Here is a 22,478-nt window from a genome sequence, read left to right as displayed (position 1 = left end):
CTCAGCCGGCGGTCCGCAGGTATCTGTTATCGAAAGCGACCTGTTCTGCGCCGGTGAAGCGGCGCTGGCGTTCCAGTTCGGCCTCCAGCCGGTCCTGCCGGGCGCGCGACAGCTTGATCTTCGGTTCAAGCCAAAGCCCCTTGACCCGCAGGGTCGCGCTCTCGCGCTCGTGCTTCATGTCGATCCGCCCGATCAGCCGGTCGCCCTCCAGCAGCGGAAAGACGTAATAGCCGTAGCGCCGCTTGGCCGCGGGCACAAAGACCTCGATCCGGTAGTGAAAGCCGAACAGCCGCTCGCAGCGCTTGCGGTCGCGGATCAGCGGGTCGAAGGGGCTCAGGACCCGCAGGCGCTTCGGCGGTTCCGCCAGGTCCTGCAGCGGGTCCGCGGCGGCGCTGCAGTAGGCGGCGCGAGGGCGCCCGCCTTTGGCGTCCGCAATCAGAACCTCCTCCAGGTCGTTTCCGCTTAGCGCCCGGCACCAGGCCTTGGCCTCCTCGGCGCTCACCAGATCCCAGAAAGCGGCGATCTCGCCGGAGGTGGCGAGGCCCAGGCGCTCCAGCGCGCTGCGGCAGGCCCAGTCGATGATCTCCGCTTCAGAAGGCTCCGTGCTGCGGTGGGGTTCCGGGATCACCCGTTCCGTCAGGTCGTAGACCTTCTGAAAGCCGCTGCGGGCCGATACCGCCAGGCGGCCACTGTGCCACAGATACTCCAAGGCGGTCTTCGAGGGATGCCAGTCCCACCATCCGTTGCTGCCCTTCGGCCTCTTCACGTCCTCGCCCCCCAGGTCGCGGGCCATGGCCGGGCCGTGGTCCTCGATATGCCCGAGGACGGCCTCGAGTTCATCCTCGAAGTTACCGCGGCGGTTCTTGCCCCAGCGCGCGCGTAGTTGCTCGCTCCGCTGGGCGAAGCGCCGCCTCCAGTAGGGAAAATAGCGGCTGGGGATGAGGGAGGCGTCATGAGTCCAGTTTTCGAAGAGCGCGGCGTCCTTTTCCACCAGGCGGCTGAGCTGGCGGTGCCGGTAGGTCTGATTGCGTGCGAAGAGGATCATGTGGTGGGCGCGCTCGACGGTCTGGATGGAATCGACCTGTACAAAGCCAAGACGGTCGATCAGCGCCAAGAGATCCCCATGGTCGATCTTGCGATAGGGGGATTCGCAGAGGCCCTGACGCTGCAGCAAAAGCCGCCGGGCGGAACGGGTATCGATCAGTCGCGGAGCCATAGAGTGTCCGGTGTCACTTGCCTCTGTTGCGCCGCCAGCCGCCGCGCCGCGCCGGTTTGCAGAGGTGACGGGCCATGCGGTCGCCGGGGTAGAGCGCCGTTTCCTTCAGCATCTCGATCAGGCGTCCGCAGGCGCCGCCCGGCAAGGGCTCTTCTTCGAGCCGGTAGTCCGAGATCAGGCGCCGGGCGGCGCCGGCCGGGTCGCGGCCCTCGCCCAGGCGCAGCACCCAGGCCAGCATCAGATCCTCCGCCGGGCCGGGGAAGCTCTCCCCCATCTCCAGAACCTCGCGGATCATGCCGCCGGGGTCGTCCGGGGAATCATGTTTGGAGATATAGCGAATGGGCATCGGTTAGACCCGCTTGAGGAGGTTGAGACGGCTGGGTATTTCGAACCAGAAGGCACCGTCACGCTGTTCGCCCGCCGCCATAAAGCTCTGCCGCAGCGACTCCTCCCGGGCCTCGACCAGCGGGCGGCGTGCCGGGTCGACGGCGATCATGCCGTCGCGGAAGGCTTCGAAGCTCGCCTGGCGGTGGGGTGCCCGGTAGATGTACTGCTCCTCCTCGGTCAAGGTTTTGCCGTCCGCGGCCCGCTTCAGCGCCTCGAAGGCTCGGGCGCGTACTTCGGTCTCGTCCTCGATGGGTCGCACCATCTCGAAGAAGACACCTTCGGCCAGAGGTTCCTGGATGTAGAGGCACCCGCCCGGGCGCAGCACCCGCGCGGCCTCGGCCAGGGCGGCTTCTTGGTGCGCCACCGGGACATGGTGCAGGGCGTTGAAATAGACCACCACGTCCAGGCTGGCATCGCCCAGCGGCAGGGCCTGGCCTTGGGCCGCGCAGTAGCGCTCCGTTGCCGCCGCCGGGGCCGCCCGGGCGCGGTCCAGTTGATGGGGCTGCGGATCGATGCCGATGACCTCTGCGCCGGCGCGGGCCAGCGCCCGCACCAGACCGCCGTCGCCGCAGCCGATGTCGGCGACCCGGGCCCCGGCCAGAGAAAGGCGGTCGCGCAGGACGGCGGTGTGTTTTTCCAGTGGACCTTGAGTCATCGGCTTTCAAGTCGCTATGAGGACCGGCATTTTAGGCTGCGGGCACCGGGATTCGCCAGCACCTGCCCATAAGGCTGGTGCCAGCCCCCTGACAGCAGTCTGCCCGCCGGTGGCCGCTGGATGAGCGCCGCGGCCGGGCCCGGTCAGATCCGTCACCGGACGGCCATCTGGCTGTCATTTTCGACCGATAGCTTGAGAGTCCAACAGAACGGGAAAGAGAGGCCATGTTCTCCCTGAAAGGCAAGAAAGCGCTGGTGGTTGGCATTGCCAACGAATCGTCGATCGCCCATGGCTGTGCCAAGGCTTTCCGTGATCAGGGGGCCAGCCTCGCGATCACCTATCTGAACGAAAAGGCTAAGCCGCATGTGCAGCCACTTGCCGAGGCGCTGGGTGCGGAAATCTTCCTGCCGCTCGATGTCCGTGAGGACGGGCAGGTCTCCGCCCTGTTCGATGCGATCGGCAAGGTCTGGGGCAGCATCGATATCTGCCTGCACTCCATCGCTTACTGTCCGCGCGAGGATCTGCACAGCCGGGTTGTCGACTGCTCCCGCGATGGCTTCGTCACGGCGATGGACGTCTCGGTCCACTCCTTCATGCGCATGGTCCATCATGCCGAGCGGCTCATGCCGTCGGGGGGCACCTGTATGACCGTGTCCTTCTATGGCTCCGAAAAGGTGGTCGATTACTACAACGTCATGGGCCCGGTGAAGGCGGCCCTGGAGGCGGTCACGCGTTACATGGCGGCTGAGCTTGGACCCAAGAAGATCTCGGTCCATGCGCTCTCCCCCGGGCCGCTGAAGACCCGCGCGGCTTCGGGGCTCGACCGCTTCGACGAACTCCTTGAGCGCGCCGCCAAGCAGGCGCCGACCCGCGAACTGGTGAGCATCGAGGACGTTGGCGCCTATGCCGCCTTTCTGGCCAGCCCGGAGGCCGCCAACATCACCGGCTGCGTGCATTACATCGACGGCGGCTATCACATTCGCGGGTAACGGTCCTTCGCAGCCGGCATGACGCTGCCGCGCACGCGGCCTTGCGGCCTCCGCGCGATGCGCTAGGCTGGCGTCCGCAATGACCGAACCCGCAAAGACTGATGGCGAGAACTTTCCGGAGATCCGCGCCGGCCTGCGCGCCCTCTGTGCCGGCTTTCCCGGGTCCTACTGGCGGGACCTGGACGCCCGGCGCACCTATCCGGAGGACTTTGTCCGGGCCCTCACCGAAGCCGGCTATCTCGCCGCCCTGATCCCGGAGGCCTATGGCGGCAGCGGCCTTCCGCTCGCTGCCGGTGCCGCGATCCTGGAAGAGATCCACAAGGCCGGTTGCAACGGAGCGGCCTGCCACGCCCAGATGTACACCATGGGCACTCTGTTGAAGCACGGCAGCGAGGCACAGAAGCAGCGCTGGTTGCCGGGCATCGCTGAAGGCTCGCTCAGGCTCCAGGCTTTCGGCGTGACCGAGCCGACCAGCGGCAGCGACACCTTGAGCCTCGCCACCACGGCCAGGCGCGAGGGCGGTCGCGAGGGCGGTCGCTACGTCGTCAACGGCCAGAAAGTCTGGACCAGCCGCGCCGAACACAGCGATCTCATGCTGCTGCTGGCGCGCACGACGCCGAGGGACGAGGTCGCGAAGAAGGGCGAGGGGCTTTCGGTGTTTGTGGTCGACCTGCGCGCCGCGCTCGGGAAGGGCGTCACCGTCAAGCCGATCCGGGCGATGATGAACCACGCCACGACGGAGGTCTTCTTCGACAACCTAGAGGTGCCGGCGGAGAACCTGATCGGCACCGAGGGCCAGGGCTTCCGCTACATCCTCGACGGCATGAACGCCGAACGCATTCTCATCGCCGCCGAGTGCATCGGCGACGCCCGCTGGTTCATCGACAAGGCCAGCGCCTACGCCGGGGAGCGCAAGGTCTTCGACAGGCCTATCGGGCAGAACCAGGGCATCCAGTTTCCCATCGCCCGCGCCTACGCCCAGAGCGAGGCGGCGTCGCTGATGGTGGCCCGCGCTGCCGCCCTCTTCGATGCGGGGGAGCGCTGCGGCAAGGAAGCCAACATGGCCAAACTGCTCGCCTCCGAAGCGTCCTGGGCGGCGGCGGAGGCCTGCCTGCAGACCCACGGCGGCTTCGGCTTTGCCGAGGAGTACGATGTCGAGCGCAAGTATCGCGAAACCCGGCTCTATCAGGTAGCGCCGGTGTCCACCAACCTCATCCTCGCCTATCTGGCCGAGCACGTCCTCGGCCTTCCCCGCAGCTACTAGTTCCAGAATTCTAGAGGCCGTCGCATGAAACCCGTCCTTATGGGCCCGAGCTACAGCGTTTACGTCCGCATCGCCCGCCTTGCGCTGATCGAAAAGGGTGTCGACTATGACCATACCGAGTTCGACGTCTTCGACCGCAGCGACTGGCCGGCGGACTGGCTGGAGCGTCAGCCCTTCGGTCTGGTGCCGGCCTTCGAGCATGACGGCTTCCGCCTTTACGAGGCCCGCGCCATCACCCGTTACGTCGAGGAAGCCTTCGAGGGGCCACCGCTCGAGCCGAGCCGCGCGACGGAGCTCGCGCGCATGGAACAGGTGATCTCCGTGCTCGACGGTCAGGCTTACCGCCCCATGGTGCGCGCCGTCTTCGTTCAGACGCTGGAGCGTGCCCGCAAGCTGGACTACGACGCGGAGGCCATCGCTGAAGCCCTGCCCAGGACGGCACGCTGCCTGGCGGCGCTGGCCGAACTGCTCGGCGATCAGACCTACTTCGCAGGGGCCGCCTTCAGCCGTGCCGACGCGCAGGCCGTGCCGATGTTTCAGTACTTCCTCTTTGCCGAAGAGGGGCAGCAACAACTGCAGGCCCATCCGAACCTGGAGCGATGGTGGACACAGGTTTCGGCACGCTCCTCCGTCCAGTCCACCTACACCCCTCCGGCTGTTCCATGACCAGGCCCCTAGATGGCATTCTTGTGGTCAGCCTGGAACAGGCGGTGGCGGCGCCCTACTGTAGCTGCCGCCTGGCCGACGCCGGCGCCCGCGTCATCAAGCTGGAACGGCCGGAGGGCGATTTCGCCCGCGTCTACGACCGTGTCGCCAGGGGGGAAAGCGCCTACTTCGTCTGGCTGAACCGCGGCAAGGAATCCATCGCCGTCGACCTGAAGGCGCCCGGCGATCTGGCCCTGGTAAGGCGCATGATCGCGCAGGCCGACATCTTCATCCAGAACCTGGCCCCCGGGGCGGCCGGGCGTCTCGGCCTTGGGTCTGAGGACCTTCGGGCCGCCGATCCGCGGCTGATCACCTGCGACATCTCCGGCTACGGCGAAACCGGGCCCTACGCGCACATGAAGGCCTATGACCTGCTGGTGCAGGCGGAAAGCGGACTGGCCGCCATCACCGGGCGGCCGGAAGGGCCGGGTCGGGTGGGCGTATCGGTCTGCGACATCGCCTGCGGCATGTATGCCTACCAGGCTGTTCTGGAGGCGCTGCTGCGCCGCGGGCGGACCGGTGAGGGCGCGGCCCTCGCGACATCGCTGTTCAGCGCCATGGCCGACTGGATGACCGTGCCGCTGCTGCATCAGGACTATGGCCCCGGTGCGCCCCCGCGTGTCGGCCTCAACCATCCGAGCATCGCGCCTTACGGCGTCTATGCCTGCGCCGGCGGAGCCGAGATCGTGATCTGTATTCAGAACGAGCGGGAGTGGCAGCGCTTTGCCGCGCAGGTCCTGACGCTGCCCGGCCTCGCGGAGGATCCGCGTTTCTGCGACAACACTGCGCGGGTCGAAAACCGCCCGGCTCTCGACCGGGAGATCGAAACCTGCTTCGGCGCGCTCGACCGTGCCGACGTCGTTGTCCGACTGGAGGCGGCGCAGATCGCCTTCGGCGCGGTCAACAGCCCGGCCGATCTCGGCGCCCACCCGCAGCTCCGCCGTGTCTCCGTGGGGACGCCGGGCGGCCGCATCGACCTCGTGGCCCCGCCGGCCTGGGATCGCGGGCAGGATCTTCGGCTCGGACCCGTTCCCGCCCTTGACCAGCACGGCGCGGCCCTGCGTGCGGAGTTCGCGGCATGAGCGAGGCATTGCAGGACTGGACCGACTGGGTGGGGCGCCGCGAAGAGGCCGTGGACAGCCTCGACCTCAACCGGGCGCGGGCGCTGCAGGCGACCCTCGACGACCCGCAGGCTGCGCTGACCGCCGGCGATCCCCTGCCGCCGCTCTGGCATTGGGCCTACTTCTGGACCACGGCACCGACGGCGGCCCTCGGGCCCGACGGCCACGCGGCCCGCGGCGAATTCCTACCGCCCATCGATCTGCCGCGGCGCATGTGGGCCGGCAGCCGCGTGTCCTTTGCCAGGCTTCCGGCCATCGGCAGCGCGGTCACCCGCCGTTCCACCATCACATCGGTCGAGCACAAGACCGGGCGCAGCGGCGCGCTGGCCTTCGTTACAGTCGAGCACGTCATGGCTGATGCCGCCGGCGACTGCATCGTCGAGGAACACGACATCGTCTACCGCGCGGCGGCGGCGAAAGGTGCGGGCCTGCCGCCGGGGGAGCCGGCGCCGGCGGAGGCTGCTTGGGTCCATCGGGTGACGCCGGACCCGGTGCTGCTGTTCCGCTATTCGGCGCTCACCTTCAACGGCCACCGCATCCACTACGATCAGCCCTACACGACGGCGGAGGAGGGCTATCCCGGCCTCGTTGTTCATGGACCCCTGTTGGCCACGCTGATGGTCGGTCTTCTACGGCGTGAGCAGCCGGCGGCCGTGGCTACCGCCTTCCGCTTCCGCGCCCTGCGCCCCATCTTCGATACCAGGCCCTTCACGGTCTGCGGTGCGCCGGAGGGTTCGCACGCCGACCTCTGGGTGACTGACCCTGACGGCTTCCTCGCGATGTGCGGCGCCGTGGAGTGGCGTTGACCGATGCCCAGAAGAATGATCCCCCGTAACATCGAGCTCTATCGGGACCACAGCGAGTCCTACGAAACCGTCGATGTCGAAGGCCGGCCGCACGTGATCTGCCCGCAATGCCTGACGCCGGTACTGCTGTGTCAGTCGTTGTCGGACCGGCAGCGCCGGAAGGCTGCCAGGCTCAGGGAAACGGACTCAGTCGCGGCCATGAACTACCTCAAGAAAGCCGTGCCCTGCGGCGAGCGGGCGGCCAAGGCCGTTGTGCTGCACCTGCGCAAGAAGGACGAGGGCTGCCACTACTGCGGTCATCCCATGCCGCGCGGCGCGCTGCTCTGCGCGAACTGCATGTCGGTGAACCTGGACTGGAATTGACGCTTTGACCGTGGCTGCCTGGCGGCCACCCTTTCACAAACCACAGCAATCAAGAGGACGGATATGCTTTTGGACGTGCGCACGTACCGCGTGAAACCCAATACTATGAAGGCCCACTTCGATCTCTATGAGCAATATGGCAAGCCGGCGCAGACCCGTCACCTGGGCCAACCCCTGGCTTATCTGCGCACCGAGACCGGCGACCCCAACGAATACGTCCACATCTGGGTCTATAAGGACGCCGGCGACCGCGAGACCAAGCGCGCCGCCATGCAGGCCGACCCGGACTGGCAGGACTACCTGCGCCGTTCCGCCGAGCTGGGGGCGCTGATCTCCCAGTCCAACAAGCTGATGGCGCCCGTCGACTTCTTCGCCGAGCCGAAGCGGTAAGAGGCTGCTGGGATGCAGGCCACCGTGCTGGCACCCTTCGAGACGGCCTTTCAGGCCTCCTCAGGGTGAGGTGATGGAACGATTGACCTCATGCTGAGGAGGCCGCGCAGCGGCCGTCTCGAAGCATGGGGAGTCCCGCAAGGGCGTCTCGAAGCACGGGGTCAATCCGTCGCCGCCTGATTACCTGGTCTCAGCTTGCAGCGATGGCCTTCACCGCCGCTGCGAAGCGGTCGAGTTCTTCGTCGCTGTTGTAGTAGTGCACCGAGGCGCGCACGAGGTCGGGCAGGGCGCGCTTGGTGGCGTCCAGCAGGGTCGAGTTCGGGTCGGTCACGGAGGTATTGATAGCCTGCCGGCGCAGGCTTGATTTCACGTGTTCCGCCGTCTGGCCGGCGACCTCGAAAACGCAGAGGCCGCAGCGCCGCCGGCCGATATCCTGAACGGTGACACCGGGGATCTTGGCCAGCCGTTCGCGCAGGTCCGCGGCCAGCTCCGCCACCCGCGCCTCGATCGCCGGCAGGCCGATATCGCGCGCGTAGTCCACCGCGGTGCCCAGCCCCAGGACGGCCGCGTAGTTGTATTCCCAGTTCTCGAAGCGCTTGGCATCGGGCCGCAGCTCGTAGCGGTCCGCGGCCACCCACTTGGCGGCGCGGAGGTCGAGGGCCGGCGGCTCGACCCGGTCGAGGAAGCCACGCCGCACATAGAGGAAGCCGCTGCCGCGGGGGCCGCGGAGATACTTGCGCCCGGTGGCGGAGAGCAGGTCGCAGCCCAGTTTCTCGACATCCAGGTCGATCTGCCCGGCCGATTGGCAGGCATCCAGCAGAAAGGGGATGCCGTGGGCCCGCGCGACTCGGCCGATCTCCTCCGCTGGGTTCACCAGTCCGCCGTTGGTCGGCACATGGGTGACCGCGATCAGCTTTGCGCCGGGCTTGGCGCAGGCCGCTTCCAGATCGGGAATCGAGAGTTCGCCCTCGGGGGTGGAGGGGATCGCTTCGACCACCAGCCCTTTCGTGCGGGCGAGCTTAAGATAGTTGAGGTAGTTGCTGGCGTACTCCGCCTCGCCGGTCAGCAGGCGGTCGCCCGGCTGGAAGTCGAAGGAGAAGAACGCGGCGTTCCAGGCCAGGGTCGCGTTTTCCATCAGCGCGATCTCGCCCGGCGCGGCGTTCAGCAGTCCCGCGACGCTGCGGTAGACGCCGTCGATCTCTTCGGCTGCCCCCGCCGCTGCTTCGTAGCCGCCGATCTCGCCTTCGCGCCGGATATGCGCGACTTGGCGGGCGACCACGGCGTCCGGCATCAGCGCCGCCCCGGCATTGTTGAAATGCAGAACTCTTTCGCAGGCGCTGGTGTCGCGCCTTACCTTCGCCAGATCGATCACGTCTCCCCCCAACCCTTCCTGTCGCTTTTGCAGGCGCTAGTTAGCGGCGGGGCAGGTCCGAAGGCAAGGGCCGGTTAGGATTTTTTGCGTGCGGCTTCGCGCTCGGCCTGCAGGCGGGCGCGGCGTTCCCGGTTGGCGCGGTGGCGCTCCGCCCGCCAGGCCTTGAAGACCTTTGCCCGATAGGCGTTGGCCCTGAGAATGGTGCGGGAGTGATAGTGCCCGACGGCGCGGGTCCAGGAGCGCGCTTCGCTGCGCAGCTCCGCCAGGAAGCCGGCGGCATAGGCAGCGTTGCGCTGCGGATCGAAAGCGGCTTCCAGATCCTCGAAGGCATCGCTGTGATGATAGAGGTTCACCTGCATGCAGCCGACGTCGATGTTCTGCACGCCGCGCGCGCGCAATGCCTTCACCATATCAATCGCTGCCTGCTTGCTCGGCAGAAAACGCCCCTTGCCCTCGGCCATCACGGTCCAGGGCCAGGCAAGTCTTGCCGCCCGGTCCTCGTGCCAGCGCCCCGATTCGGTCTTGGCGATGGCCCCAAGCAGGAGCGGCGGAAGCTGGTGATCCCGCTCGGCAGCCGCGATGCCCTGACGGCAGAGATCCCAGGGATCCTCGGGCTTCTGGCCTGAGTCTCCAAGCGCGACGGCCGGTGCCGCCGCAACCCAGGTCAGGGCCAGCAGCAGCCCCGCAAGCCTGTTCCGGGCCCATCCCCGGTGCGATACGAACGCCTGTCTCATACCCGGGACGAAGCAACCTGCGTGCCAATGGCTGCAAGGGGGCCTAGGCTCTGCACGTAGATGGTGCGACGCAATATGATTAGCTAAACAGAGGTGGAACGGAAATGATGGTGGTGTGAAATTTATATGCAAATCAATGAATTGGTGAATTCTCTGTTGAAATCGTCCAGGCAGGGGCGCATATTGTGCACTGCGATATGCGGTCGCCTTCCGGCGGTCGGTATCGCAGTTCCATAGGGCATTTCCTCCCTAAACTTGGGCCGCGCGGTTGCGCGGCCCTTTTTTCTTGTTTCTGCGCCGAAGGCGCGCCGGGATCGACGGATTCTGAAGGGGGAGGCGGCGGTCTCGTCTCAGCCGTCGGGCGGGCTGTCGCCGCCCTTGCCGAGGGCGCGCTGCATCAGCACGGAATCGAGCCAGCGCCCATGCTTGAAGCCAATGGCCCGGAGAACACCGGCTTCACGAAAGCCATGGCGTTTGTGGAGGCCGATGGAAGCCAGGTTTTCGCTGTCGCCGATGACCGCCACGAGTTGACGAAAGCCCAAGGCTTCGCTGCGTTCGATCAGGGCCGGGAGCAGCAGGCTGCCGATTCCCCGGCCTTCCAGCCCGCGGCGGATGTAGACGGTGGTCTCCAGGGTGTAGCGGTAGGCCGGGCGCGTGCGATAGGGGCCGACCGCGGCGAATCCGAGGATGTCTCCGCCGGCCGGCGATGCCTCCGCCACCAGATAGGGCAGGGCGGCGCTCTGCACGGCCGCGACCCTGCGCTGGATTTCCGCAAGATCGGGCGGAGTCTCCTCGAAAGAGGCGACTCCGTGTAGCACATGGTCGGCATAGATCGCCTGAATTGCCGGGCAGTCGTCCTGCCGGGCGTCGCGCAGCTCTGCGGTCTGATGCAATGTGATGGCCTGGCTCACCGGCCGTTGGGTCGCAGCCGCCCCTGCTGGAGGCTGCCGAGGGCGGCGACGACATCGCGCATGTCCTGTGCCAGCGCACGCAGTGCCGGGCGGCGTTCCATCCGCGTCTCGTCCATGTAGATCTGACGGTTGATTTCGATCTGCAGGCTATGGATTCCGGTTTCCGGCTTGCCGTAATGGCGGGTCACGAAGCCGCCGGCATAGGGGCTGTTGCGCGCGACCTGATAGCCCTTGCGATGAAGGATTCGCTCCACCGTGTCAGTGACAACGGCCGCGCAGCTGCTGCCGTGGCAATCGCCCAGGACAAAGGCCGTGCGATTGACCGCCCCCCGGCCCTGTCCCAGTTTGCTGGCCGACGGCATGGAGTGGCAGTCGATCAGGATGCAGCAACCGAACTGTTCCTTGGTCTGCTGCACGAGCATCCGCAGCGACTCGTGATAGGGCCAATAGCAGGAGCGGATACGCTCCAGCCCCTCGGCGAGAGTGAGCTTGTCCTTATATATGTTGGCGCCGCTGGCAACGACGCGGGCAATGGTTCCCAGGCCCGCGGCCACGCGCGGCGAGCGCGTGTTGGCGTAGGGCGGCAGCTTGTCCTTGAAAACCGCTGGATCGAGCTCGTAGGGCTCGCGGTTCGGGTCGACGAAGGCCCGCGGAAAGAGCGCGTGGATCAGCGGTGCGCCCATCTCAGGCGCGCACCCGAAAATCTCGTTCACGAAGCTGTCTTCCGATTGGCGCAGGCTGAGCGGGTCGAGGCAGGAGGCCGCCAGGAACTCCGGAGAGTAGTCGCTGCCGCTGTGCGGCGAAGCGAAAACCAGCGGCAGGGTCTGCCGGGCCGGCCAGACAATCTCGTGGGGCCTGCCTGTCTGGGCGCTTGGGGCTAGGGCGTCCATATCTCCAAAGAGCCTGTTTCCTTTTAGTGTTCTAGGCCAAAGCGCCCGCGCTGTCATGCCCGATACGCACCCTCTGAGAGATTGGTCGCCCAATGGTGGCTTTCCACCCTGCCCGCGGCGCATTAAGCTCTCATTCGGCGCCGGCATGGTAGCCTGAGATATGATTGGCCGTTCCGCCTGCGGGCCCGCGGCCGGGTTAACCATCGCTTGGATGTGACGGCCAAACAGGATAATGGCGCAAATCCTCCTTGCAGAAGACGATGCCTCGATGCGGGAGTTTCTCGCAAAGGCCCTGCGCAAGGCCGGCCATCATGTCATGGCGGTCGGCGACGGCCTTGACGCGATTGCCGCCCTGGACGGCTTTCAGGCGGACCTGCTGCTGGCCGATGTGGTGATGCCGGGCCTCGACGGGATCGAACTGGCGCGCCGGGCCGCCAAGCTGCAGCCGGGTCTGCGGGTCATGTTCATCACCGGCTTTGCCGCCGTGGCGCTCAAGAACAGGGATCAGACCCCACGCGGGGCGCGCATTCTCTCCAAGCCCTTCCATCTCCGCCACTTGGTGGAGGAGGTGGAGTCCATGCTCACGGCCTGAAAACCGGGCTCGAAGCTCCTGAAGCCGGGGCTCTTGAAAAAGCCCGGCGATGATGCTACTCCGCGTCCTCCCAACGACACAGTCGGCCAGCGTCACGGCCGGTCGTGCCGGGCCTTCGCGGAACGGGGTTCCGCGGCCAGGCTGCCCCGGCGGCACAGGGGGGCGTATAGCTCAGCGGGAGAGCGCCTCGTTGACATCGAGGAGGTCCCTGGTTCAATCCCAGGTACGCCCACCATTCTTTTCAAGCACTTAGATGAGATTGCTCTCGCCGGCCCGCGGGGTTGGAGAGCGTGACTGCTCCCGGGCTTGACGAGCGCGACGGCGGTTCCATGGAGGCCTTGCCGCCACGAATGGGCCAGGATTCCTGACTGCCCTCAATCGGGGATCACTGGCTCCCCAAGCGCGCATGCCGATCCATGGGGATCTGAACGCTGCCATGCTTTCGGCGCGCGCGGATCGCGGTGCGACCTTGGTCGAATTGACCCGCTCTTGGGCGGTATCTACCTTTTCTGCTAAGCGAGCGGAAGTGTTGTCGGCATTCAGAACCTGCCGGCGTAGTTGCCAATACGATGGCAAGGTCGCGATAGGACCGGTTTTCCCGCGGCCGGAGAAGGGATACGGCGGATCCCGAGATGAAAGCGACGACGCAACAAGAGACGCGGCTCATAGATCCGGACGACCTGCCGATCTGGGTGCCGGGTCGGGTCCTCTGCGAAAGCAAGGGGCTCGGCTGGAACGGCGTGGCTCAGCGCACCTATCGCTATCATGGTCAGGACGTCGAAATCCCGCCCATGAATACCTTCATGATCGTGCAGTACCGCAAAGGCGATACGCCGATGGACCGGCAGTTCGACGGTCGCTGGACGCGCACGCGATGCGGCCCGGGCCATTTCTCCCTGCTCTCCCGCTCGATGCAATCGCACTGGAACTGGACCGAGGGGCTGGTGGTATCGCACCTGTACCTGACTGACGCGCTCATGACCCGTGTCGCGCGTGATGTTCAGGACAAGGATGTCGGGCAGGTCTGCCTGCACGACGTCCTGCAGGGCAGCGATCCGGTCGTCAGCCACATCGCCGATCAACTGACGATGGAGGCTGCCGACGACGGACCGGCCGGTAAACTCTATGCCGAGGCGCTTTCCGTGCAACTGGCCGTCCATCTTCTGCGCAACTACGCCTCGTTCGAAAGCCGGAAAGCGCCGGGTCCTTCCGGCCTGTCGCAGCGACAGCTCAATTTGCTGGAAGCCTACATCGACGCCCATCTCCACGAATCGCTCTCGCTCGATGAACTGGCGGGTGTGCTGGGAATGGGGGTCTGGACGTTCAACCGGCATCTGCGCGAGAGCGTCGGCCTGCCCGCCTATTCCTTTGTGCAGCACAAGCGGCTGGAACGCGCCCGCACGATGCTGCGCGAGCCCGGCCGCGCGCTCAAGGACGTTGCCGCCGCCTGCGGTTATTCCGACCAGGCGCACATGACCCGCAGCTTCCGCAAGGCCTTGGGTGTAACCCCTGGACAGTACCGCGCCGGGCTCTGACCGCTCCCCATCCACCCCCGGGCCTTGCCCGGATCGTTCAAAACTTCCCCACCGATCCTTCAAGACCGCCTGTCGGTGGCTTGGCAGGCTTCCCGCGTGACCCAGGAGACCGGGCCGAGAGGCCCCGCATCCGGGCATGTCAAGCGGCCGGCAGCAAATGGCCGCGACCAAACGGGAGGAAGTCATGTTGGACGCTACGCAAACCGCCGTTCCGGCGGATCGGAAGCCCGTGCCCGCGCAACTCGACGCACTGGTGATCGGAACGGGTGTGGCCGGGCTCTACTAATTGCACCAGTTGAGAGAGCTGGGCCTGAAGGCTCACGCCTGCGACACGGCGAGCGATGTCGGCGGCACCTGGTACTGGAACCGCTATCCAGGAGCCAAGTTCGACAGCGAGGCCTATATCTATCAGTACCTTTTCGATGAAGAGCTCTATAAGGGCTGGACTTGGAGCGAACGCTTCCCCGGCCAGCCGGAGATCGAGCGCTGGCTGCATTACATTGCCGATTCGCTGAACCTGCGCCGGGATATCTCGTTCTCGACCACCGTCACCAAAGCGACTTTCAACGAGGAAAGCGGCCGTTGGAAGGTCGAGACCGGCCAGGGCGATGTCATCGACACCCAGTTCGTGATCGGCTGCACCGGCATGCTCTCAGCGCCGCTCGAGGATCGTTTTCCGGGCCAATCCAGCTTCAAGGGCGCGATCGTGCATACCGGGCGTTATCCGAAGGCCGGGCTCGACCTGGAGGGCAAGCGTGTCGGCGTGATCGGCATCGGTGCGACCGGCATCCAGGTCATTCAGACCATCGCGTCGGAGGTCGATCACCTGACGGTCTTCGCGCGCACCCCCCAGTATGTACTGCCGATGAAGAACCCGAAGTACGGGCCTGACGAGGCGCGCTGGTACAAGGGGCGCTTCGAGGAGCTGAAGGAAAACCTGCCGCACACCTTCACCGGCTTCGAGTACGACTTCGAGAACAAGTGGGCCGACCTTACGCCCGAACAGCGCCGCGCGGTGCTGGAGGAGATCCACGCCGATGGCTCGCTGAAGCTGTGGCTCGCCTCCTTCGCCGAGATGTTCTTCGACGAGGAGGTAAGCGAGGAGATTTCGGAGTTCGTGCGCGAGAAGATGCGCGCGCGCCTCAAGGACCCTCGCCTGATCGACATCCTCGTGCCCAAACCCGGTGAATATGGCTTTGGCACCCATCGCGTGCCCCTCGAGACCAACTACCTGGAAGCTTTCCTGCGCGACAATGTCGAGGCGGTCAGCGTCCGCGATAACCCGATCGCCGAGATCGTCGCCGAAGGCTTGAAACTGGCGGACGGCACCGTTTACGAACTCGACGTCATCATCATGGCGGTGGGTTTTGATGCGGGCTCGGGCGCACTGTCCCGGATCGATATCGCCGGCCGTGACGGGCTGAAGCTCGCCGAGGAGTGGCGCAAGGATATCCGCACGACGCTGGGTATTCAGAAGTACGGCTTTCCGAACCTGTTCATGACCGGTGCGCCGCTTGCACCCTCGGCGGCGCTCTGCAACATGACCACCTGCCTGCAACAGCAGACCGAGTGGATTTCGGACTGCATCCGCCATATGCGCGAAACCGGCAACGACGTGATCGAGCCCACGCGCGAGGGCGAGGACTCCTGGGTCCGGCATCACGACGAGACCGCGAACGCCACGCTGATCGCCAAGACCAGTTCCTGGTACACCGGCTCGAACGTGCCGGGTAAGCCGCGGCGCGTTCTCTCCTACACCGGTGGCGTCGGCACCTATCGCGACAAGTGCGATGCGATAGCGAGGGAGGGCTATCCGCTCTTCTCACTCAGCAAGGCGGCCGCTCCGCAAGACGCCTGAGCCCGACCCTCTGACCCCCGCCCGGAAACGACTGCCTGTTCCGTCAAGAACCGGGGCAGGTGCGGAACCGGCTTCAGAAAATGGGAGGATTCCATGAGCCATGAATTCAATGCGGACGCCATCCTGAACGGTGTTGTCACCTCCGATCCACGTGTTCCCGGCGTCGTTGCAATGGTCACAGATCGCCAAAGGAACATCTACGAGGGTGCGGCGGGCCTGCGCCGCATCGACGGGGAAACGGCGATGACCACCGACGACGTCTTCGCCATCTTCTCGACCACCAAGGCAATCACCGGCACGGCAGTGCTGCAGCTGGTCGAAGAGGGTAAACTCGACCTCGATGCGCCGGCAAAGACCTACGCACCTGATATCGGAAAGCTTCAGGTGATCGAGGGCTTTGAGGCAAATGGTGAGCCAAGGCTGCGTGCGCCCAAGCGCGACATCACAACGCGGATGCTGATGCTGCACACCGCGGGTTTCGGTTACGATTTCTTCAGTGAGACCTATAACCGCCTGGCCCAGGAGCAGGGCCAACCCAGCGTTATCACCGCATCGAAGGCGGCGCTGATGACGCCGCTCCTCTTCGATCCCGACGAGAGCTGGGAGTATGGCACGAACATCGACTGGTGCGGGCAGGTCGTTGAGGGAATCACCAATCGGCGTCTCGGCGAAGTCTTCCAGTCGCGGATTTTCGAACCGCTTGGGATGACGAACACGACATTCGAACTGAATGATAGGCTTCGGCAAAACCTCGCCGGAATGCACGCGCGCGGAGAAGACGGCAGCCTGACGCCGATGGACTTCGAACTGCCGGACAAGCCCGAAGTCCACATGGGCGGCCACGGTCTTTATGGCACTGTCGGCGATTACATGCGCTTTATCCGCATGTGGTTGAACGACGGCGCTGGTGAAAACGGCCGTGTGCTTAAAGCGGACACGGTCCAAATGGCCGTGCAGAACCACCTGGGTGATCGCAAGATCACACCCTTCAAGGGCGTGATCCCGTCGTTGTCGAACGATGCGGAATTCTTCCCCGGTCTTTCAAAGTCATGGTCATTTAGTTTCATGGTGAATGATGAGCAGGCGCCGACGGGCCGGCCCGCCGGAGCAATCGGTTGGGCCGGTCTTGCCAATCTGTTCTATTGGATCGACCGCCGGAATGGCTTCGGCGGCTTCTGGGCAACGCAGATCCTGCCGTTCGGAGACCCGGTCTCCTTCACGGGCTATCTGGAACTCGAAACCGCCTTCTACGCTTCGCTGAGTGCGGCCGAGGCTGCCTGACCACTTGGTTCGACCGCCGACCATCGGCGATCGGAAGCGGTTCTTCGCAAGGCTCGAAGGCCGCCGGAGGCTGGCTCTCCAGGATCGGTGCGAAACCCCACCGCATCGAGCCTGGGAGCCCCCCGGGATCTCCGTGAGAACCGCCACAACGAGGTCTGCACGGGGAGGCGTGGCAGCGCTTGCCCGGCGGCGGTTTTTCTCAGGCCGTGGTTCGCGCTGTCGTGGGCTTCGCCGCGCCCTTTGCTTCTCCGTCACCGGGCCACCGCATCAAAGGAGTTGTGGCTGCCAGGTGCGCGTTTGGGGCTTTGCAGCCTTGCCGTCTCCCGGTGCTTGTGGCAAGGGCAGAGGGCAGGGGCGCTCCGCGCCCGATCCGCGATCCTCCGGAGACCAGACATGTCGGCGCGCCACGGTGGCCAGATCCTCGTAGACCAGCTTCGTATCCAGGGCGTGGAACGCGTCTTCTGCATTCCCGGCGAAAGCTTTCTTGCGGCATTGGACGGGCTGCATCAAAGCCAGATCCAGACCGTGGTCTGCCGCCAGGAAGGCGGCGCGGCAATGATGGCGGAGGCCCACGGCAAGCTGACCGGCAAGCCCGGCGTTGCCTTCGTGACCCGCGGGCCCGGGGCGACCAATGCCTCCGCCGGCATCCACATCGCCTTTCAGGACTCCACGCCGATGGTGCTCTTCGTGGGGCAGGTGGCCCGCGACCAGCGCGACCGCGAGGCCTTTCAGGAGGTGGACTACCGCCGCATGTTCGCCCCCCTTGCCAAGTGGGTGGCGGAGATCGAGGTCACCGAGCGCATTCCCGAATACGTCAGCCAGGCCTTCCACGTTGCCGCCTCCGGACGGCCAGGGCCGGTCGTCCTCGCCCTGCCGGAGGACATGCTTTCTGCGCAGGCTGTCACAGCGGACGCGCTTCCGGCGAGCCTGCCCGGCGGTGGCGCTTCCCAGGCCGATGTCGAAGCAGTTCTCGAGGCCCTGCAGGGCGCGCAGCGTCCGCTGGCAGTGGTTGGCGGCCCCGGCTGGTCGGCGACCGCGGCCGAGGCGCTGGGACGCTTTGCCGAGACTGCGGCACTGCCCATCGGTGCCGCCTTCCGTTGTCAGGACTACCTCGACAACCGGCATCCCTGCTACGTCGGCGATGTGGGCATCGGCATCAACCCCAAGCTGGCGGAACGGGTCAAGGCGGCGGACCTGCTGCTGGTTCTCGGCGCCCGGCTCGGCGAGATGACCACCAGCGGATACACCCTGGTGGATATCCCCAATCCGCGCCAGCGGCTGATCCACGTGTATCCCGACCCAAGCGAGCTCGGCCGCGTCTACCGGCCGGAGCGGGCGGTGGCGGCCGCTGCGGGTGTCTTCGTTCGGCAGTTAGCCGAGGCCGTGGAAGGGACTCGCGCGGAGGCGGGAGACTGGCTTGCGCAGGCTCGCGCAGACTACGAGGACTGGCAAGAGCCCCGGCAGACGCCTGGGGCTTTGAAGATGGAGCAGGTGATTGCCCATCTGGGCCGCGTTCTCCCCGACGATGCGATTCTCACCAACGGGGCCGGCAACTATTCTGCCTGGCTGCATCGCTACCATCGCTACAAGGTCTGGCGCAGCCAGCTCGCGCCGACCTCCGGATCGATGGGCTATGGCCTGCCGGCCGCAGTGGCGGCCAAGCTGCAGTACCCGGAGCGGGACGTGATCTGCCTTGCCGGCGATGGCTGCTTCCAGATGACCATGCAGGAACTGGGGACCGCCGCCCAATACGGGGCCGGAGTCCTGGTCTTGGTCTCCAACAACGGCCTCTACGGGACGATCCGGATGCACCAGGAGCGCAGCTATCCGGGCCGCCCATCGGCCACGGATATCGTCAACCCGGACTTTGCCGCCCTCGCGGCGGCCTACGGCGGCCACGGTGAGGTGGTGAGCCGCGATGACGAGTTCCCCGAGGCGCTGGCGCGCGCGCGGGAGGCGGCGCGGACGTCGCAGCGCCCGGCGCTGCTGGAACTCCGGGTCTCGCCGGCTGCGCTGACCCCGCGCTCAAGCGGCTGATCCTTTGCCCCGGTCCGCCGCGGCGGACCTCTTGCTCCGCTGGCGCTGGCCGGGGTCTTCGCCCCGTGCCAGTAAATGCGCGCCATGGTTGGGTGTCTTCTATGACTCGCCTGTTAAGACTCGGGACCCTGCGAAGCCTTGGGCTTAAGGGTGGATAAAGGATTTGTCGTTATTGCTTGTTAAGCATGGCAGCCATCCAGCCGAAGTCGTCGCGTCGAACCAACCGGATGGCTACCGCAAAAGTAGAGGAATCCCATGGTCGGCAGCGCCAAAGCGGCACCGCAGACGCCCAATAAGGTCCGCATTCCGTTTTGGATGCGGCTGAAGGCGTGGTGGGAAGGCTACGACCTTTCGATTCGCGAAAAGCAGGCGATTCCCTTCGAGACCGGCGACCTTTCCCAGGACGCCGTGCGCTACGAATCGCCGGAATGGCTGTCCAAGCGCCTGGAGATCATGCAGGAGATCTGGGGAAAGGGCATGGCCGGGCCGGGCGATGCCGCCTATATCCTGAAGCTTGTGAAGCCCCTGGCCCTCGATCCCGCTTACACGGTGATTGAGGTCGGCGCCGGGCTCGGCGGGGCGACCCGTGTGATCTCGGAGCACTTCGATATCTGGATGACCGGCCTGGAGGCCGACCGCGAGGTGGCCGATGCGGGCATGGAGCTCTCGACCATGGCCGGCATGGCGAAGAAGGCGCCGGTCCACTACTTCGACGTCGACCGCTACGAGTTCCGGGAATCGTCGATCGACTGCGTTTTTTCCAAGGAAGCCCTCTATCTCGTGGAGGACAAGAAGCGCTTGCTGGCGGAAATCATCAACATGATCAAGCCGCGCGGCCAGATTCTCTTCACCGACTATGTGGTCGCCGAGGACGCGGCCAAGAAGGACGTCCAGGCCTGGGTCAGCGGTGAGCCGGTCACCCCCCACCCCTGGACCCAGCGCCAGTATGAGCAGACACTGACCGAGGCAAGGCTCGATATCCGGATCAAGGAGGACATCACAGACGAGGTCTACCGGATCATCACCTCCGCCTGGGCCGATTTCCTGGCCAGCCTCAGGGGGCGCGAACTCGACCGCTCGACCTCCGATGCCATCAACGAGGCGGTCGATCTCTGGACCCGCCGGACCAAGGCGATCGAAAGCGGCGCCCTGCGCCTCTGCCGATTCCATGCCTTGAAGAAGGAGGGGGAGAAGATGCTCTCCGACTGGTAGGACGGGCGCCTGGGGCCCTGCGGCGCGCCAGGGCGGCTGCGCTTGACAGCCCCAGTTCCGGTGCCTATGGTCCCGGCGATTTTCGCCCCGGGACTGGACCCGGCGGCAGACGAGGGTAGAGAAATGAAGGTCGTTAACTCTTTGAAGACCGCCAAGCTGCGGGAGAAGGGCTGCCGCGTCGTCCGGCGCCGTGGCCGCGTTTATGTGATCAACAAGAAGAACCCGCGGTTCAAGGCCCGCCAGGGCTGAACACCGCCGCGGCCGCGTCCGGGTAGCCCGGGCGCCGGCGCGGAAGACAGCGATGACAGCAAGGCCGCGCCCTCTTGGGGCGCGGCCTTGCTTTTGGCCGCCGGCCGCGGCCACTCAGCGGTCTGAAAACCAGCCCGCTCGGGCGGATTCCGGGTGCTTTTTTGCCGTTTCGGCGGCCTCGGCCATTGACCCGCCATCGGCCCCACGCCATAGTCAAAGAAATTGGTAATACCAATTTTGCAGTCTCTGGCCCGTTAGCGGCCTGTGGAACGACCCAGGGCCGGTCCCGGTGCAAACCGTGACTGTCCGGACGGCGCAGCATCGAAGGGCAAGAAAGACCCGCGCCACCGCAGCACCCTGGGGACGCAATATCCCGCTCCAGTACGGCGGGATCCGGGGAGAGCGATGCCATGCAGATGCCCGAGCCAGATCAGGCAGTCATCGACGCCAAGCGCGACATCGTCGCCGCCCTTCAGGCCATCGTGCCGGGCGAGGGGGTGATCGTCGACGAGGATCAACTGAGGGCCTACGAGACCGACGGGCTGACCGCCTACAAGCAGCTTCCGCTCATCGTCGTACTGCCGGAGACGACGGAGCAGGTGAGCCGGGTGCTCAAGTGTTGCCGGGATCGCGGCGTGAAGGTGGTGCCGCGCGGCGCGGGCACCTCGCTCTCCGGCGGTGCGCTGCCCCTGGCCGACGGGATCATCCTGGGCCTGGGCAAATTCAACCGCGTGCTGGAGATCGACCTGGAGAACCGCTGCGCCGTGGTGCAGCCCGGCGTCACCAACCTTGGCGTCACCAAGGCTGTCGAGGCCGACGGTTTCTATTACGCGCCCGATCCCTCCAGCCAGATCGCCTGCACCATCGGCGGTAACGTGGCCGAGAATTCCGGCGGCGTGCACTGCCTGAAGTACGGTCTCACCACCAACAACCTTCTGGGCCTGGAGATGGTGCTGATGGACGGCACCATCCTGCGCGTCGGCGGCAAGCACCTGGATGCCGAGGGCTATGACCTGCTGGGCCTGATGACCGGATCGGAAGGCCTGCTGGGTGTGGTGACGGAGGTGACAGTGCGCCTCCTGCGCAAGCCCGAGACGGCACGGGCTGTCCTGCTGGGCTTCGAAACCGCCGAGCAGGCCGGCGATACGGTGGCCGCCATCATTGCCGCCGGCATCATTCCCGGCGGCATGGAGATGATGGACAAGCCCGCCATCCATGCCGCCGAGGACTTCGTCCAGGCCGGCTATCCCCTGGACGTAGAGGCCCTGCTCATCGTCGAACTGGACGGCCCGCAGGCCGAGGTCGACCATCTGCTGGCCGAAGTCTCGCGCATTGCCCAGGAGCACGGCGCCGTCACCAGTCGTGTCAGCGAAAGCGAAGAGGAGCGCCTGTCCTTCTGGGCCGGACGCAAGGCCGCTTTTCCGGCCGTGGGGCGCATCTCACCCGATTACTACTGCATGGACGGCACCATTCCCCGCGCGCGGCTGCCACTGGTTTTGCGGCGTATGCGGGAGATGAGCGAGAAGTACGGCCTGCGCGTAGCAAATGTCTTTCATGCTGGCGACGGCAACCTGCATCCGCTCATTCTCTACGATGCCAACAAGCCCGGCGAACTCGAAGCGGCGGAGGATTTCGGCTCGGACATTCTGAAGCTCTGCGTCGAGGTGGGCGGCGTGCTCACCGGCGAACACGGCGTCGGCGTCGAGAAGCGCGACCTGATGGGCGAGATGTTCAGCGAGACCGACCTTAAGCAGCAGCAGCGCGTGAAGTGCGCCTTCGATCCCGAGGCGCTGCTCAACCCCGGCAAGGTCTTCCCGCAGCTCCACCGCTGCGCGGAACTCGGGCGCATGCACATTAGCGGTGGCAAGCTGCCGTTCCCCGATCTGCCCCGCTTCTAGAAAAGGCCGGGTG

22 protein-coding genes and 1 tRNA gene are annotated in these 22,478 nt (G+C 65.8%); 16 read left to right on the top strand and 7 right to left on the bottom strand.

Translation table 11 applies throughout. From position 1 onward, the window contains the following. Position 1: 1 nt before the first annotated feature. The 3 genes from ACO06P_RS07125 to ACO06P_RS07115 are packed head-to-tail and all read right to left on the bottom strand — an operon-like array spanning position 2 to position 2,258. Positions 2 to 1,216, bottom strand: a complete 1,215-nt coding sequence (locus tag ACO06P_RS07125; RefSeq protein ID WP_420349310.1) for a winged helix-turn-helix domain-containing protein — start codon at positions 1,214 to 1,216, stop codon at positions 2 to 4. Positions 1,217 to 1,229: 13 nt separating this feature from the next. Next, on the bottom strand, positions 1,230 to 1,562 hold the full coding sequence (locus tag ACO06P_RS07120; protein WP_420349309.1) for a hypothetical protein: 333 nt from the start codon (positions 1,560 to 1,562) through the stop codon (positions 1,230 to 1,232). Between the two features lie 3 nt (positions 1,563 to 1,565). Beyond that, the gene (locus ACO06P_RS07115) at positions 1,566 to 2,258 is read right to left on the bottom strand and encodes a methyltransferase domain-containing protein (RefSeq protein WP_420349308.1); all 693 of its coding nucleotides are present in this window, start codon (positions 2,256 to 2,258) and stop codon (positions 1,566 to 1,568) included. 224 nt (positions 2,259 to 2,482) lie between these two features. On the opposite strand from ACO06P_RS07115, the gene fabI reads away from it, so the two are divergent. From fabI to ACO06P_RS07080, 7 genes are all read left to right on the top strand, one after another. Next, positions 2,483 to 3,247 (top strand): enoyl-ACP reductase FabI, encoded by a 765-nt coding sequence (fabI, locus tag ACO06P_RS07110; RefSeq protein ID WP_420349307.1) that lies wholly within the window; start codon positions 2,483 to 2,485, stop codon positions 3,245 to 3,247. A gap of 79 nt (positions 3,248 to 3,326) precedes the next feature. Beyond that, entirely contained in the window at positions 3,327 to 4,511 is a 1,185-nt protein-coding gene (locus ACO06P_RS07105) for an acyl-CoA dehydrogenase family protein (RefSeq protein WP_420349306.1), read from the top strand. Positions 4,512 to 4,535: 24 nt separating this feature from the next. Further along, complete coding sequence (locus ACO06P_RS07100; RefSeq protein ID WP_420349305.1) at positions 4,536 to 5,177, top strand: glutathione S-transferase family protein; 642 nt, start codon at positions 4,536 to 4,538, stop codon at positions 5,175 to 5,177. Beyond that, positions 5,174 to 6,298 (top strand): CaiB/BaiF CoA transferase family protein, encoded by a 1,125-nt coding sequence (locus tag ACO06P_RS07095; RefSeq protein WP_420349304.1) that lies wholly within the window; start codon positions 5,174 to 5,176, stop codon positions 6,296 to 6,298. Before ACO06P_RS07100 ends, ACO06P_RS07095 begins: the two co-directional genes overlap by 4 nt. Beyond that, positions 6,295 to 7,143: an FAS1-like dehydratase domain-containing protein gene (locus ACO06P_RS07090; protein WP_420349303.1), complete on the top strand. Its 849-nt coding sequence runs from the start codon at positions 6,295 to 6,297 to the stop codon at positions 7,141 to 7,143. Before ACO06P_RS07095 ends, ACO06P_RS07090 begins: the two co-directional genes overlap by 4 nt. A gap of 3 nt (positions 7,144 to 7,146) precedes the next feature. Next, on the top strand, positions 7,147 to 7,506 hold the full coding sequence (locus ACO06P_RS07085) for a hypothetical protein (protein ID WP_421935161.1): 360 nt from the start codon (positions 7,147 to 7,149) through the stop codon (positions 7,504 to 7,506). Between the two features lie 63 nt (positions 7,507 to 7,569). Continuing rightward, entirely contained in the window at positions 7,570 to 7,896 is a 327-nt protein-coding gene (locus tag ACO06P_RS07080; protein ID WP_420349301.1) for an NIPSNAP family protein, read from the top strand. 190 nt (positions 7,897 to 8,086) lie between these two features. Here the strand turns inward: ACO06P_RS07080 and ACO06P_RS07075 are convergent, their stop codons facing one another. From ACO06P_RS07075 to ACO06P_RS07060, 4 genes are all read right to left on the bottom strand, one after another. Then, positions 8,087 to 9,268 (bottom strand): aminotransferase class V-fold PLP-dependent enzyme, encoded by a 1,182-nt coding sequence (locus tag ACO06P_RS07075; RefSeq protein WP_420349300.1) that lies wholly within the window; start codon positions 9,266 to 9,268, stop codon positions 8,087 to 8,089. A 74-nt stretch (positions 9,269 to 9,342) separates the two neighbouring features. Continuing rightward, positions 9,343 to 10,002, bottom strand: coding sequence for a transglycosylase SLT domain-containing protein (locus ACO06P_RS07070; RefSeq protein ID WP_420349299.1), 660 nt, complete (start codon positions 10,000 to 10,002; stop codon positions 9,343 to 9,345). Between the two features lie 350 nt (positions 10,003 to 10,352). Then, positions 10,353 to 10,913, bottom strand: coding sequence for a GNAT family N-acetyltransferase (locus tag ACO06P_RS07065; RefSeq protein ID WP_420349298.1), 561 nt, complete (start codon positions 10,911 to 10,913; stop codon positions 10,353 to 10,355). Continuing rightward, a complete protein-coding gene (locus ACO06P_RS07060) occupies positions 10,910 to 11,803 on the bottom strand; it encodes an N-formylglutamate amidohydrolase (RefSeq protein WP_420349297.1) in 894 nt (297 codons plus the stop codon). The genes ACO06P_RS07065 and ACO06P_RS07060 overlap by 4 nt, the downstream gene beginning before the upstream one ends. A gap of 232 nt (positions 11,804 to 12,035) precedes the next feature. On the opposite strand from ACO06P_RS07060, the gene ACO06P_RS07055 reads away from it, so the two are divergent. The 9 genes from ACO06P_RS07055 (at position 12,036) to ACO06P_RS07015 (ending at position 22,465) form a co-directional block, all read left to right on the top strand. Beyond that, positions 12,036 to 12,395 carry a response regulator gene (locus ACO06P_RS07055; protein ID WP_420349296.1) on the top strand — a complete coding sequence of 120 codons (360 nt, stop codon included), beginning with the start codon at positions 12,036 to 12,038 and terminating at the stop codon, positions 12,393 to 12,395. A 160-nt stretch (positions 12,396 to 12,555) separates the two neighbouring features. Next, a tRNA-Val gene (locus ACO06P_RS07050) sits at positions 12,556 to 12,630 on the top strand. Between the two features lie 397 nt (positions 12,631 to 13,027). Further along, positions 13,028 to 13,930: a helix-turn-helix domain-containing protein gene (locus tag ACO06P_RS07045; RefSeq protein WP_420349295.1), complete on the top strand. Its 903-nt coding sequence runs from the start codon at positions 13,028 to 13,030 to the stop codon at positions 13,928 to 13,930. A gap of 286 nt (positions 13,931 to 14,216) precedes the next feature. Continuing rightward, on the top strand, positions 14,217 to 15,788 hold the full coding sequence (locus ACO06P_RS07040; protein ID WP_421938179.1) for a flavin-containing monooxygenase: 1,572 nt from the start codon (positions 14,217 to 14,219) through the stop codon (positions 15,786 to 15,788). A 93-nt stretch (positions 15,789 to 15,881) separates the two neighbouring features. Continuing rightward, positions 15,882 to 17,069: a serine hydrolase domain-containing protein gene (locus ACO06P_RS07035; protein ID WP_420349293.1), complete on the top strand. Its 1,188-nt coding sequence runs from the start codon at positions 15,882 to 15,884 to the stop codon at positions 17,067 to 17,069. 393 nt (positions 17,070 to 17,462) lie between these two features. Continuing rightward, positions 17,463 to 19,106, top strand: a complete 1,644-nt coding sequence (locus ACO06P_RS07030) for a thiamine pyrophosphate-binding protein (protein ID WP_420349292.1) — start codon at positions 17,463 to 17,465, stop codon at positions 19,104 to 19,106. A 255-nt stretch (positions 19,107 to 19,361) separates the two neighbouring features. Next, positions 19,362 to 20,318 carry a methyltransferase domain-containing protein gene (locus ACO06P_RS07025; RefSeq protein ID WP_420349291.1) on the top strand — a complete coding sequence of 319 codons (957 nt, stop codon included), beginning with the start codon at positions 19,362 to 19,364 and terminating at the stop codon, positions 20,316 to 20,318. A 123-nt stretch (positions 20,319 to 20,441) separates the two neighbouring features. Then, complete coding sequence (gene ykgO, locus ACO06P_RS07020) at positions 20,442 to 20,567, top strand: type B 50S ribosomal protein L36 (protein WP_142895287.1); 126 nt, start codon at positions 20,442 to 20,444, stop codon at positions 20,565 to 20,567. 410 nt (positions 20,568 to 20,977) lie between these two features. Then, positions 20,978 to 22,465, top strand: a complete 1,488-nt coding sequence (locus ACO06P_RS07015) for an FAD-linked oxidase C-terminal domain-containing protein (protein ID WP_420349290.1) — start codon at positions 20,978 to 20,980, stop codon at positions 22,463 to 22,465. Positions 22,466 to 22,478 lie beyond the last annotated feature (13 nt).

The sequence above is a fragment of the Pelagibius sp. genome, assembly GCF_965227505.1.
Lineage (GTDB): Bacteria > Pseudomonadota > Alphaproteobacteria > Kiloniellales > Kiloniellaceae > Pelagibius.
The sequence above is the reverse complement of the archived record's forward strand: the minus strand, read 5'-3'. Positions and strand labels throughout refer to the sequence as shown.

Coding starts and splice junctions, on each gene's coding strand:
- ACO06P_RS07105 (WP_420349306.1), top strand. CDS start 3,327: ATGACCGAACCCGCAAAGACTGATGGCGAGAACTTTCCGGAGATCCGC.
- ACO06P_RS07125 (WP_420349310.1), bottom strand. CDS start 1,216: ATGGCTCCGCGACTGATCGATACCCGTTCCGCCCGGCGGCTTTTGCTG.
- ACO06P_RS07025 (WP_420349291.1), top strand. CDS start 19,362: ATGGTCGGCAGCGCCAAAGCGGCACCGCAGACGCCCAATAAGGTCCGC.
- ACO06P_RS07055 (WP_420349296.1), top strand. CDS start 12,036: ATGGCGCAAATCCTCCTTGCAGAAGACGATGCCTCGATGCGGGAGTTT.
- ACO06P_RS07015 (WP_420349290.1), top strand. CDS start 20,978: ATGCAGATGCCCGAGCCAGATCAGGCAGTCATCGACGCCAAGCGCGAC.
- fabI (WP_420349307.1), top strand. CDS start 2,483: ATGTTCTCCCTGAAAGGCAAGAAAGCGCTGGTGGTTGGCATTGCCAAC.
- ACO06P_RS07060 (WP_420349297.1), bottom strand. CDS start 11,803: ATGGACGCCCTAGCCCCAAGCGCCCAGACAGGCAGGCCCCACGAGATT.
- ACO06P_RS07120 (WP_420349309.1), bottom strand. CDS start 1,562: ATGCCCATTCGCTATATCTCCAAACATGATTCCCCGGACGACCCCGGC.
- ACO06P_RS07080 (WP_420349301.1), top strand. CDS start 7,570: ATGCTTTTGGACGTGCGCACGTACCGCGTGAAACCCAATACTATGAAG.
- ACO06P_RS07100 (WP_420349305.1), top strand. CDS start 4,536: ATGAAACCCGTCCTTATGGGCCCGAGCTACAGCGTTTACGTCCGCATC.
- ACO06P_RS07030 (WP_420349292.1), top strand. CDS start 17,463: ATGTCGGCGCGCCACGGTGGCCAGATCCTCGTAGACCAGCTTCGTATC.
- ACO06P_RS07085 (WP_421935161.1), top strand. CDS start 7,147: ATGCCCAGAAGAATGATCCCCCGTAACATCGAGCTCTATCGGGACCAC.
- ACO06P_RS07070 (WP_420349299.1), bottom strand. CDS start 10,002: ATGAGACAGGCGTTCGTATCGCACCGGGGATGGGCCCGGAACAGGCTT.
- ykgO (WP_142895287.1), top strand. CDS start 20,442: ATGAAGGTCGTTAACTCTTTGAAGACCGCCAAGCTGCGGGAGAAGGGC.
- ACO06P_RS07045 (WP_420349295.1), top strand. CDS start 13,028: ATGAAAGCGACGACGCAACAAGAGACGCGGCTCATAGATCCGGACGAC.
- ACO06P_RS07095 (WP_420349304.1), top strand. CDS start 5,174: ATGACCAGGCCCCTAGATGGCATTCTTGTGGTCAGCCTGGAACAGGCG.
- ACO06P_RS07115 (WP_420349308.1), bottom strand. CDS start 2,258: ATGACTCAAGGTCCACTGGAAAAACACACCGCCGTCCTGCGCGACCGC.
- ACO06P_RS07035 (WP_420349293.1), top strand. CDS start 15,882: ATGAGCCATGAATTCAATGCGGACGCCATCCTGAACGGTGTTGTCACC.
- ACO06P_RS07090 (WP_420349303.1), top strand. CDS start 6,295: ATGAGCGAGGCATTGCAGGACTGGACCGACTGGGTGGGGCGCCGCGAA.